The organism is Candidatus Propionivibrio aalborgensis, assembly GCF_900089945.1.
Taxonomy (GTDB): Bacteria; Pseudomonadota; Gammaproteobacteria; order Burkholderiales; family Rhodocyclaceae; genus Propionivibrio; species Propionivibrio aalborgensis.
Genome location: NZ_FLQY01000032.1, coordinates 1 through 11206, shown reverse-complemented (window position 1 = coordinate 11206; position 11206 = coordinate 1). Strand labels below are relative to the sequence as shown.

The 11206-nt window shown below is 57.7% G+C and carries 12 protein-coding genes; 6 read left to right on the top strand and 6 right to left on the bottom strand.

What is annotated here, in order from left to right:
- Window positions 1–119 precede the first annotated feature (119 nt).
- Entirely contained in the window at window positions 120–1058 is a 939-nt protein-coding gene (locus tag PROAA_RS02260; RefSeq protein ID WP_186409763.1) for an AEC family transporter, read from the top strand.
- A 9-nt stretch (window positions 1059–1067) separates the two neighbouring features.
- Here the strand turns inward: PROAA_RS02260 and folE are convergent, their stop codons facing one another.
- Window positions 1068–1712, bottom strand: coding sequence for a GTP cyclohydrolase I FolE (gene folE / locus PROAA_RS02255; RefSeq protein ID WP_186409762.1), 645 nt, complete (start codon window positions 1710–1712; stop codon window positions 1068–1070).
- A gap of 210 nt (window positions 1713–1922) precedes the next feature.
- On the opposite strand from folE, the gene PROAA_RS02250 reads away from it, so the two are divergent.
- From PROAA_RS02250 to PROAA_RS02235, 4 genes are all read left to right on the top strand, one after another.
- Window positions 1923–3167: a nitronate monooxygenase gene (locus tag PROAA_RS02250; protein ID WP_186409761.1), complete on the top strand. Its 1245-nt coding sequence runs from the start codon at window positions 1923–1925 to the stop codon at window positions 3165–3167.
- A 79-nt stretch (window positions 3168–3246) separates the two neighbouring features.
- Window positions 3247–3624, top strand: a complete 378-nt coding sequence (locus tag PROAA_RS02245; protein ID WP_186409760.1) for an RNA recognition motif domain-containing protein — start codon at window positions 3247–3249, stop codon at window positions 3622–3624.
- Window positions 3625–3695: 71 nt separating this feature from the next.
- On the top strand, window positions 3696–3914 hold the full coding sequence (locus PROAA_RS02240) for a hypothetical protein (protein WP_245664121.1): 219 nt from the start codon (window positions 3696–3698) through the stop codon (window positions 3912–3914).
- A gap of 144 nt (window positions 3915–4058) precedes the next feature.
- Window positions 4059–4904: a 23S rRNA (adenine(2030)-N(6))-methyltransferase RlmJ gene (locus PROAA_RS02235; protein WP_186409759.1), complete on the top strand. Its 846-nt coding sequence runs from the start codon at window positions 4059–4061 to the stop codon at window positions 4902–4904.
- Window positions 4905–4948: 44 nt separating this feature from the next.
- Here the strand turns inward: PROAA_RS02235 and PROAA_RS02230 are convergent, their stop codons facing one another.
- From PROAA_RS02230 to PROAA_RS02210, 5 genes are read right to left on the bottom strand one after another with little or no spacing between them, the layout of a single operon-like run.
- Window positions 4949–5305 (bottom strand): nucleotide pyrophosphohydrolase, encoded by a 357-nt coding sequence (locus tag PROAA_RS02230; protein WP_186409758.1) that lies wholly within the window; start codon window positions 5303–5305, stop codon window positions 4949–4951.
- Window positions 5306–5331: 26 nt separating this feature from the next.
- Window positions 5332–6342, bottom strand: a complete 1011-nt coding sequence (mltB, locus tag PROAA_RS02225) for a lytic murein transglycosylase B (protein WP_245664120.1) — start codon at window positions 6340–6342, stop codon at window positions 5332–5334.
- Window positions 6339–8342 carry a transglutaminase TgpA family protein gene (locus PROAA_RS02220; protein ID WP_186409757.1) on the bottom strand — a complete coding sequence of 668 codons (2004 nt, stop codon included), beginning with the start codon at window positions 8340–8342 and terminating at the stop codon, window positions 6339–6341. Before PROAA_RS02220 ends, mltB begins: the two co-directional genes overlap by 4 nt.
- Window positions 8335–9285 (bottom strand): DUF58 domain-containing protein, encoded by a 951-nt coding sequence (locus PROAA_RS02215; RefSeq protein ID WP_186409756.1) that lies wholly within the window; start codon window positions 9283–9285, stop codon window positions 8335–8337. Before PROAA_RS02215 ends, PROAA_RS02220 begins: the two co-directional genes overlap by 8 nt.
- Window positions 9285–10214, bottom strand: a complete 930-nt coding sequence (locus PROAA_RS02210) for an AAA family ATPase (RefSeq protein WP_186409755.1) — start codon at window positions 10212–10214, stop codon at window positions 9285–9287. Before PROAA_RS02210 ends, PROAA_RS02215 begins: the two co-directional genes overlap by 1 nt.
- Window positions 10215–10334: 120 nt before the next feature.
- Here PROAA_RS02210 and PROAA_RS02205 point away from each other — a divergent pair.
- A partial coding sequence (locus tag PROAA_RS02205; RefSeq protein ID WP_186409754.1) for a histone deacetylase family protein occupies window positions 10335–11206 on the top strand: 872 nt, incomplete at its 3' end.

Here is an 11206-nt window from a genome sequence, read left to right as displayed (position 1 = left end):
ACAGCGTATTGTCGCGCGAATTCTACAGTCCAAGTTCAGTACATGCTCCTTCGAATCCATTAAACTTCGGGCCTGCTCAGCGAGCCAGGCCTTTGTTCACGTTTGAAGACTGTTCTTTTATGGATACTTTCCTGCATCACGTAGGGCTTGCCGCTCCCCTGTTTGCTCTGGTTTTTGTCGGCTATGCGCTGATGCGTTTTTCCGGCTGGCCGACGGCGATGTCGAAAAACCTGTCGGAATTCGTCTTCTCGGTAGCGCTACCGGCCTTGCTGTTTCGTCTGATGAGTGATTTCTCCAAGCTGCCGCCTGTCGACGCGCGCTTGTTGATTGCCTTCTTCGGCGGCTGCCTGATCGTATTTGTCATCGGTCGCTTGATCGCGTGGAAGTTGTTTGCGCTCGACGGGGTATCGCAGTCGGTATTTGCACTGGGTGGCGTGTTCTCCAACAATGTCCTTCTTGGCTTGCCGCTCGCCAAAGTGGCACTTGGCGATGCGGCGGTTCCGTCGGTCGCGCTGGTGCTGGTGTTCAACGCATTGATTCTGTGGACCCTGGTGACGGTCTCCGTCGAATGGGCCCGGCATGGCAGTTTTTCAGTTCACGGCTTTGCCAAGACCCTGCGTGGCGTGCTGACCAATCCGATCGTGGCAGCCATCCTCTCCGGTGCGCTATTCGGCTTGACCGGTTGGCCCTTGCCTGCGGCCATTGATGTTCCGCTGAGTATGGTCGGTCAAGCGGCGACGCCGATGGCGTTGATTGCTCTTGGCATGGGCTTGGCCGAATACGGCGTACGCGAGGGCTGGAAAATCAGCGTCGCGATTTGCGCTGTTAAGCTGCTCATTCAACCGCTGGTAGTCTGGGCGCTGGCCAGGCTGCTTGGACTCCCTGTGATGGAGACACGGGTGGTGGTATTGCTTGCTTCGATCGCCGTTGGTGTCAATGTCTATCTCATGTCCAGACAATTCAAGGTGTTGGAAGGGCCGGTTGCCAGCAGCTTGGTATTATCGACCGGACTGGCGGCCTTGACGACGCCATTGGCGTTGACGCTAACCGGTTTGTGAACCCTGCGTTCAATCGCTCCGCCGAACGCTGCCAACAGCCCGCAGGAACTCGTTTCGGTATTGGCTGGACGTTTCGAATTCGCCGGTAAAGCATTGGGTGATGACGCGTTCGTCTCCCCGCCGATCTTCGCCGAGCAGAAGACACAATTGTTCGGCTTCAACCACGCAGGCTGCTCCGCGTGCCTTGCCGTGACGCATCAGCGCTTCGGCAATGTCGCGGGTCATCCACTCCTGATAGGTAAAGCGGTGCCCGATGGCGTCAACCATTCGGGCGATGCGGCCAAAGCCGTGCAGGCGACCTCCGGGAAGGTAGGCGACATGGGCGAGTCCGCGAAAGGGCACCAGATGGTGCGGGCAGACGCCGTGAACGGCTATGCCGCGGACAATCACCATATCGCGGCGATGGTCGTCGAATCCAGTACCCAGTGCGCTGGCCGGATCAAGGTCATAACCACCAAGCAGACGCTGTTGCCAGAGTTCGCGCACCCGTTGGGCGGTTCTTCCCATATGCGTGATATCGGGCGCAATGCCACAGGCTTTGAGCAGGTCGCTAACGGCCTGCTCAAAGGCAGCGGGGTCGAACTCATTCGGGCGTGGAATGCCAATTTCGCAAGACAAAGGTGGAGTGTGCTCGTGATCGCTGTTATCGGTCATGACGTGTTCCCGTTTCGAAGTGCTGATGCGGACGATGATACACGCCTCGGGTGTGCAAATTTGAACCCGACCGCAGGTGTCATTGCTACCCTTTTCGTAGAGCGAGATACGTAATTCAGTGTCTGGATGGGCGATAATACGGAACCTGCGAGGATTTTAGGTCTCGACATCGCAGTGTGTGCAGCGTGGTCGGGTTCTGGAAAGGTATAGATGAAGCGTGTTGATGATTTCCGTTTGAGGTTTGGCAAGAAGGAGTTGGTGCCGATCGTGATCGGTGGTATGGGGGTGGATATCTCGACAGCCGAACTGGCGCTTGAGGCAGCCCGGCTGGGTGGTGTGGGACATATTTCCGACGCCATGGTCAATACGGTGGCCGACCGACGTTTCAACGCCAAGTTTGTCAAGGACAAGCTCAAACAGTACAAATTCAACGTGGCCAACACCGACAAGTCGATGGTCAAGTTCGATCTCGATCAGCTTGTGGAAGCGACAAAAATGCATGTCGGCAGGACCATGGAAGCCAAGCGCGGCGATGGTCTCATCTTCGTTAACTGCATGGAGAAGTTGACCATGAACGCGCCGAGGGAGACCTTGCGTGTTCGTATGCATGCGGCACTTGATGCCGGTATCGACGGGATTACACTGGCTGCCGGTTTACATCTCGGATCGTTTGCGCTGATCGAGGATCACCCGCGCTTTCGCGACGCAAAACTGGGAATCATCGTTTCATCGCTACGGGCGTTGCAACTCTTCCTGCGCAAGACGGCGCGCACCAACCGCCTGCCCGACTACGTAGTTGTCGAGGGCCCCCTGGCTGGCGGCCACCTGGGTTTCGGGATGGATTGGGCCGACTACGATCTGTCAACCATCGTGACTGAAATCCAGCGATTCTTGCTGGCTGAGAAACTTGACATTCCACTGATTCCGGCCGGTGGCGTTTTTACCGGAAGCGATGCTGTTGCCTTTCTTGAGAAAGGCGCCGCGGCCGTACAGGTGGCAACACGTTTTACCGTGGCTCGAGAATGCGGTTTGCCGGAGGACGTGCAGCAGAAGTACTTCCTCGCCAGCGAGGATCAGATCGAGGTCAATCAGATATCGCCGACGGGATACCCGATGCGCATGTTGTCCAACAGCCCGGCGATTGGCGATGGCATACGACCCAACTGCGAGGCTTATGGCTATTTGCTGGACTCCAACGGTTGTTGTTCCTATATCACCGCCTACAACCGCGAAGTGGAGGCAAATCCGGGGGTCAAGCGCCTTTCGGTGAAAGACAAGACCTGTCTGTGCACGCAGATGCGCAACTTCGATCTCTGGACCTGTGGCCATAACACGTATCGCCTCAAGGATACGACGCGCAAGCTCGACGACGGCAGCTACCAGTTGCTAAGTGCAGAGCATATCTTCCGTGATTATCAGTTCAGCACGGACAACGTGATCGCTTTGCCTGAATAAATATAGTTAGACTCCGGGGTCCGGCCTTGCTATTGTTCCGGAGCAGTCTTTGCAACGTCTCATCCTCGGAGCATCTTCATTGGGCACAAAGCTATACGTAGGCAACATGAGCTACGGCATCGACAAGAATGATCTGGAGCAGATGTTTGCCGCGCACGGCACGGTCGCTTCAGCGCAAGTGATCACCGATCGTGAAACGCAGCGCTCGAAGGGTTTCGGATTTGTCGAGATGGGTTCGGATCAGGAAGCTCAGGCGGCGATTGCCGCACTCAATGGCAAAAGCATTGACGGCCGGGCACTGACGGTCAATGAAGCGCGACCACAGGAACCACGCAGTAGTGGCGGCTTCGGAGGTCCACGTCGCGGTCCTGGCGGTGGAGGTGGGCGCGGACCGCACGGATCGGGGCGCGGAGGTTCGGGTAGTGGCAGTTCTGGGGGTGGCGGTCCTCGCTACTGATTGATTTGCAGCCACGGGGGCAGTGAACGCCGGTTGATCTTGACGGCTGTGCTTATCCGGGGCTTTTTGTAGTGCTTCATTCGGTCTTTGTGCCGATCAGGGATATTGTTTTGGCAAAACCAAATTATTCGTTTGAAAAGCGCCAGAGAGATCTGGAGAAGAAGAGAAAGCAGGAAGAAAAACGCCAGCGCAAACTTGCGGATAAAAAGCCCGCAGGTGACGACGGTGGTCAGTCTTCGCCTGAAGATGGTGCACCGCCGGATGCCGATCCAGCCGGCACCGGGGCCTGATCGACAGGTTCCAGGATATTCGCTGGAAATCGGGAGTTGCTGAAAGAGCGGGGCTTGTCTCGCCTGCCGGACTCGTTCTCCGCGTACGGTTGGGACCAACATCCTCCGCAGGAATAGTCGAATAATCGCAGACCGACTTAGTCCATGCTCAGCTATCGTCACGCCTTCCATGCCGGCAATCACGCCGATGTTCTCAAGCACTTTTTGCTTGTCCAACTGACCCGTTATCTCGGTCAGAAAGACAAATCATTCTGGTACATCGATACGCACGCGGGCGCCGGTGCTTATGCTCTGGATTCCGGTTATGCGGCCAAGCTCGCCGAGTACAAGGATGGGATCGGTCGATTGTGGGCGCGCAATGACCTGCCGGCAGCACTGGCCGACTATGTGGAACTGGTACGCAAGTTCAATCCGGATCGTCGCTTGAGAGCCTACCCCGGCTCGCCGTATTTTGCCCTGTGGACGATGCGTGAGCAGGATCGCTTGCGGCTCTTTGAACTGCACAGCAAGGACGCGCGCCTGTTGCAGGAGAGGTTTCTGGATGCTGGCAAACAGGTGATCGTCGAGACGACCGACGGCTTTGCCGGACTCAAGGCGCTGTTACCGCCGCCACCTCGTCGCGCCGTAGTTCTGATCGATCCAGCTTATGAAGACAAGCACGATTACGAGCGGGTGTTTCATGCATTGAAAGAATCATTGACGCGCTTTCCCGACGGAACCTATGCGCTGTGGTATCCACAGCTCACCCGCCTCGATGCACATGAATTGCCACAGCGCTTGAAGCGTCTGCCGGCCAAGACCTGGCTGCACGTGGCGCTTCGTGTAAAAGCGCCCGCCAAGGACGGCTTCGGCATGCACGGCAGCGGCATGTTTATACTAAACCAGCCGTGGATTTTGCGTGACACGCTTGCCGAAGTGATGCCGTATCTGGTTCAATTGCTTGCGCAGGATGCAGGCGCAGGCTTTGCGCTGGAACAGTCTGAAGCTTAGCCACCAGCTCCGGGTTCTGGATAGATCAGCCGGCGTTCAACGCTTCACTCTTCAAACCGTGAATACTTGCGGCTCGATCCGTAACTCTTTTCAACCGGGTACTTTGCGGCGTTCTTCGCGAGCTTGGCGTGTGCCGCTTCTTCCAGATCGATGCCAGCTTTCTCGGCGATCAGCAGCAGATAGAGCAGCACATCGGCACACTCATCACGCAGCGCTTCCTGAGTGTCAGGCCGGCTTGACAAGGCGACCATTTCCTCATCGCTTTTCCATTGCGTGAGTTCGAGCAACTCCGCCGCTTCCAGGTTGAGCGAGACAATCAGATTTCGCAGCGTGTGAAACTGCGCCCAGTTGCGTTCGTCACGAAATTGCAGCAAGGCCTGCGCCAATGACTGAAGGCTCATGAGGTGCTGCCCGGTTTATTCACGCTTCACTCCTTCGATTTTCGCAAGCTTTCTGCCAACTGGAAAACCGACATGGCATAGAAGCTCGATCGGTTGTAGCGTGTAATCACGTAGAAATTCTCAAAGCCGATCCAATATTCGGTGGCCTGGTATGGGCTGACAAGATCGATCAGTGCAGCGGGGCGCTCATCGTCTCCGCGGGCAGTAACGCCGTGCTCCAGCAGATCCTTCAATGGCAAAACCGGTTTGATTCCGGCGTTGATGAGAGCTGTCGGGTCGCCTTCCACAGTAGCTGGGACGGCAATAGGTGCCTTGGCTTGCCAGCCGTGCATGTTCAAAAACCGGGCAACACTGCCGATGGAGTCGGTGGTGCTTTGGCGCAGGTCGATTCTGTCGTCGCCGTCAAAATCCACAGCGTAGTGGCGCTGACTGCTCGGCATGAACTGGGGGATGCCGATGGCGCCAGCGTAGGAGCCCTTGATTTCAAGTGGGCTGACACCGTTTTCTCTGGCCATCAGCAGGAACTGTTCGAGCTCATTGCGGAAGAATTCGGCTCGCGGCGGGTAATCGAAGGCAAGCGTAGCCAAGGCTTCAAGAACGCTGAATTTGCCCATATTCCGCCCGTACTCCGTTTCAACGCCGATGATCGCCGTGATGATTTCAGGAGGGACGCCATAGATTGCTTCGGCGCGTGCCAGTTCTGCCCCGTTTTCCTGCCAGAAGCGAAGGCCGTTACTGATCCGGCGCTCGTTAACAAAGCGCTGCCGATAGCGCAGCCATGAACGTTGCATCTCGGGCACAGCGGCCGGCCGGATGGCGCGCAACACAATTGCATTGGAATGGATGGCGCCGAACTGGCGTGTCAGGTGGTCGACGTCGAACCCATGGCGTTCATGCATGTCGAGGATGAAAACACGGACTTCGGGCGCCTCGCTGAAAGGGGGCGTTCGTGGCGCATTTTTTTTCGCGGCGTGACTTTGCAGTGGCATTAGTCCTGCCAGCAGGACCAAGAGCAGGGTGGTGAAGGTTTTCCTCAATTCCTGTTTCTCCTTGAAGACGGCTGCCGCTTCGCCAGATGGGCCAGACTCCGCGTGCATTGTTTGAGTTGTTGTAGTTGTTCAGGCCTGCCAGTGCCGTAGTGCAGGTCGGCAAAATGGCCGGCCGCCTTGCTCGTCAGGACACCGAATTCCGGGTGTTCGCGTGCTACTCGCGCGGCAAAAGCAAGTGGACCTTCCCAGTCTGCGCGGACGATTCCCACGCGTTTAAGCCTGAAGCAGAAGCGCTGCCAGGCGCACTGTGCGGGCGTCAAAACCTTGCGCCGTTTGAGCGTCCACAAGGTGACAATCAGTAAGGTGATTCCACACAGCGTGGCCAGCGCGGCCGTCATGTTGCGCCAGTCCGGCTCGCTGAGTCCGAGCCTGGATAGCACGTCTCGCTGTCGTTCCGGATTATATCCGAGCACCCACTGGTTCCAGGCATTGTTTGCCGCTTCCCAGCGGTTACGCAGGGTACGCAGCCAGTTGGTGTCGATGCGAACCAGCGCGGGCAAGGGATCTCCGGAGGGGAGCGCGGCATTGATACCCTGTTCGATCCGTGAGGGCGCAATGGCTGCCGTGGGATCGACTCGAACCCAACCTTGTTCGGCCAGCCAGATTTCGGCCCAGGCGTGGGCGTCAGACTGACGCACGGTGAGGTAACCGTCGACCGGATTGATTTCTCCGCCCTGATAGCCGGTAACCACGCGCGACGGAACACCTGCCGCGCGCATGAGGAAGACGTAGGCCGAGGCAAAGTGTTCGCAGAATCCGCGCCGTGTGGTGAAGAGGAATTCGTCGACGGCGTGCTCGCCAAGCAAGGGGGGTTGAAGCGTATAAAAGAAGGCTTCCTGCCGGAAAAAGCGCAGTGCCGCTATTGAAATCTGTTCCGGTGATTTGAATTCCGAGCGCCACTCGTTAGCTAATTCACGGGAAAGCGGATTGAATCCGGGCGGCAGGTGCAGCGCCTGTTTCAACAAGCCTGGAGTTTCCTGACGGTTGACAACGAAGTCGACTGTCGACGTGAAGGCATAGCGCCCCCGGCTGACGAGCGGTTCTCTGATACGGGTTTCAAACGTGGGCGAAAAGGCACTTCCATCCGGCAGCGACACTGGCAGGTCGAGCGCCAGAAGCCAGCGCTGATTGTGCGGTTCGAGCGTCGTTACGTAGCTGTAGGTCTTGCCCCTGGCTTCGATGACGGGCGTCTGGCTCGGCCGCTGCAGGGTGTTTGTCTGGCCGCGCCAGGTTTGACCGTCGTAGTCGTTGAGCACGGGGCCGCGCCAGTAGAGTTGTGACTGCTTTGGCGGATCGCCAGAAAACTGGACCCGGAAAGCGATTGCGCCGGACTGGATCAGATTGTTGAGCGACCCCGGCGACATCTTGTCAGAAAGCCCGGTCAGCCCGGAATAAGCGTCCTGAGGCAGCCCCCAGAGTGGGCCGGAGATTCGCGGAAAAAGCAGGAAGACAATCAGCATGAAAGGGATGGCCTGCGCCAGAAGTAGACCGGCGTAGCGCAGAATGGCGCCCACGGGTTGAGGGCCGCCGTGCAGGCGGATCAGTGCGGCGGTGAGCAGGGTAGTGGAGGCGAGCAGCCAAATCCCGGTTGGAATGCTCTGCGAATAGAAGTAATGGGTGAGCAGCAGGAAGAAGCCGAGCATGATGACGACCATGGCGTCGCGTCGCGTTCTCATTTCCATGGGTTTCAGCGCCATGAAGAAGACGAGCAGGGCGACCCCGGCGTCCCGGCCAAACAGGGTGTGAAATTGCCAGGCAATTCCCGCACTTCCGAAAAAGACCAGAAGCGCCAGCAACCAGCGGGGGGGCATACGGCCGTTCTGTTGCCAAAGCCAGCCGCGCCAGAGGAATGCGCTGCCGACCAGCAGCGTAATCCAGAGAGGAAGATGGGCCGCATGTGGCGCTGCTGTTGCGAACGCAACAGCCAGCAGCCACGGGATCGCGGCGTGTTCGAGGGATGGGGGAGGTTTGGCGGGACGGCTAGCCATACAAGGCCAAGGCTTCAAGGCACGCGTTGCGGTGGTTGTTGCCCAGATCCGGAGCGAGTTCGAGATTGGGCAACCTCAGCCCATAACGGGTTTGTGTTCGCTCGGCGGCGATGACCCAACCGGTGAGTATGGACAGCTTCATTTCCGGACCGCTGTTAGGCGGGGCTAACGACAGGTCGAGCCACAGTTCTTGCGCGGCACCGCCAGCGAACTGCTTGATCAGCAGCGGGCGGTTTTCGATGTCGCGCGCCACGGCTTTCCAGGCGATGTGTCGCGGCGAGTCGTTCAACTGTCGCACGCGCAGGCCGGTGAAATCCTCCTGGCCATTATCACCATGGCGCTGTCCGGTGTGCGAGACGGCGGAGGGGGGCGGTAGCGGGGTCTCGATCGGGTTCGGGTAGACCAGGCAACTGATCCGTGGGTGCGGGTAGCTCCAGGCGCAAAACAGTCCGAGAGGATAGCGCGTCGAGAGCGTGATCCGGCCAGGGTCAAGGCGTCCGCGAGTCGGCGCGGGGCAGGGGATGGCGATCATGGCTTGCGCACCGGGCAGAATATCGACGCTGACGCTTTCGTTGTGGCCAAAGGCGAGATCCAGCGCACGACGAGCCTGAGGATGTTCGTTTTCAAGAATCATGTGGAAGCGTGCGATTTCTCCGGAAAAGACGGGTTCTACCCGGCCTGGGGTGAGGCGAAGCGCAACCAGATTGCGGAAGGTATGGACCATTGCAACGATACCCAGGCCGGCCAGCAGGAAGACCAGCGCATAGCCGAGGCTCAGGTTGTAATTGATGGCGCCGATCAGCATGATGCAAAGCACAGCGCCGAACAGCACTCCGGTACGCGTCGGCAGGATGAAGATTCGACGCTGAGTCAGAACGATGGGAAGGTGCTCATCGCGACCAAATCGGAACAGCCATTGCCGGAGCTGCTGAATAAGGGGCATCAGACCAGGGGTATGGCGCGAATCAGGTTGGCGATATCCTCGGGACGGGCATGATCGGCACTATGTACGAGTCGCAGCCGGTGACACGCCACGCTCGGCAGAACCGCTTGTATATCCTCAGGCAGAACCATGCTCCGGCCATCGATGAAAGTCCAGGCGCGGGCGACGGCGATGAGTGCAAGCGCAGCCCGCGGACTCAGACCATGGACGAACATCGGGCTGTTGCGCGTGGCTTCGATCAGCAATTGAACGTAGTCGAGAAGGGCTGGTGAGACATGGATGTCCGCAGCCTGTTTTTGCAATGGGATGAGCTGATCGGGGTTGAAACAGGCTGCAAGCTCGGGCAGGTGCTCCCGTCGTCCTCCGCCCTCAAGCAACGCCCGTTCAGCCTGGCGGTCGGGATAACCGAGTTCGATGCGCAACAGAAAACGGTCAAGTTGTGATTCGGGCAATGGAAAGGTGCCGATCTGGCTGGATGGATTCTGTGTCGCAATGACGAAAAAAGGATCGGGCAACGGTCGCGTTTCGCCCTCGGTAGTCACCTGCCTTTCTTCCATCGCTTCGAGCAGGGCGCTCTGCGTTTTCGGTGTGGCACGATTGATCTCGTCGGCAAGCAATACGTGCGAGAACAAGGCGCCGGGGAGAAATTTGAAGTTGCTGCTTTCACGGTCGAAAATCGAGATGCCGATAACGTCGGCTGGCAGCATGTCGCTGGTAAACTGAATCCGCGAGAACTGCAAACCGAGCAGGCGGGCCAGGGTATGCGCCAGCGTTGTCTTTCCCACACCTGGCAAGTCTTCAATCAGCAAGTGGCCGCGTGCAAGCAGGCAAGCCAAGGCGAGACGTATCTGCTCGTTCTTGCCAAGGATGATCTGATTGGCGGCAGCGATGACGTCGACGATGCTTGATTTCTTTTCAATGGATGGCATGGCGGATTGTAATATTGTCGTAATGGGGCGATTGGGCTGATAATGGCGGTCTGGCCTAAATGAGTATTTCTACCGATTCTATCGCTATATCCCGTCTTGATGGACGGCAGGGAGGCAACATTGAACAGCACTGCATTCATTACACACCATGACTGTCATCTGCATGATATGGGTTCCTACCATCCGGAGAGTCCGGCAAGACTGAGCGCAATCAGTGACCAGATGATCGCGCAGGGCCTTGATCACTATTTTGCTCACTACGAAGCTCGCCTGGCGACCTTCGAGCAACTGTTGCGAGTGCATTCGATCTCTCACCTCGAGCATTTGAAGCGTAGCTCTCCGGCACTGGGTGTTGTACACCTTGACCCGGATACGGCAATGAATCCGCATAGTTTTCAGGCGGCATTGAGGTCGGCGGGTGCAGGTGTCATGGCAGTTGATCTGATCATGGCAGGCGAAGTCAAGAATGCCTTCTGTGCCGTTCGCCCTCCCGGACACCATGCCGAACGCTCGACGGCGATGGGCTTCTGTTTTTTCAACAACATTGCTGTGGCAGCGGCTCACGCACTGAAAGCGCACGGGCTGGAACGGGTGGCGATCGTCGATTTCGACGTGCATCACGGCAACGGAACCGAGGCCAGCTTCCAGAATAATGAACAGGTATTGATGGTCAGCACATTCCAGCACCCGTTCTATCCCTATAGCGGTACTGACAATCCTGCGCCAAACATGGTCAATGTCCCACTCCCCTGGGGCGCCGACGGCGAGCAGTTCCAGCAGGTGGTCAACGATATCTGGCTGCCGCGCCTGCGTGCATTCAAACCAGAGATGATTTTCATCTCTGCGGGTTTCGATGCGCACTACGAAGACGATCTGGGTGGGTTGAAACTGTTGGAGAAGGATTACACCTGGGTCACCGAACAGGTCAAGCAGATTGCCGACGAAACGGCTCAGGGGAGAATCGTTTCAATGCTTGAAGGTGGATATGTTCT

What these genes read in the sequence shown, in the direction of transcription:
- PROAA_RS02260 (WP_186409763.1), top strand. Translation starts at nt 120, where the DNA reads ATGGATACTTTCCTGCATCACGTAGGGCTTGCCGCTCCCCTGTTTGCT.
- PROAA_RS02230 (WP_186409758.1), bottom strand. Translation starts at nt 5,305, where the DNA reads ATGAGCCTTCAGTCATTGGCGCAGGCCTTGCTGCAATTTCGTGACGAA.
- PROAA_RS02250 (WP_186409761.1), top strand. Translation starts at nt 1,923, where the DNA reads ATGAAGCGTGTTGATGATTTCCGTTTGAGGTTTGGCAAGAAGGAGTTG.
- PROAA_RS02220 (WP_186409757.1), bottom strand. Translation starts at nt 8,342, where the DNA reads ATGGCTAGCCGTCCCGCCAAACCTCCCCCATCCCTCGAACACGCCGCG.
- PROAA_RS02235 (WP_186409759.1), top strand. Translation starts at nt 4,059, where the DNA reads ATGCTCAGCTATCGTCACGCCTTCCATGCCGGCAATCACGCCGATGTT.
- folE (WP_186409762.1), bottom strand. Translation starts at nt 1,712, where the DNA reads ATGACCGATAACAGCGATCACGAGCACACTCCACCTTTGTCTTGCGAA.
- PROAA_RS02210 (WP_186409755.1), bottom strand. Translation starts at nt 10,214, where the DNA reads ATGCCATCCATTGAAAAGAAATCAAGCATCGTCGACGTCATCGCTGCC.
- PROAA_RS02215 (WP_186409756.1), bottom strand. Translation starts at nt 9,285, where the DNA reads ATGCCCCTTATTCAGCAGCTCCGGCAATGGCTGTTCCGATTTGGTCGC.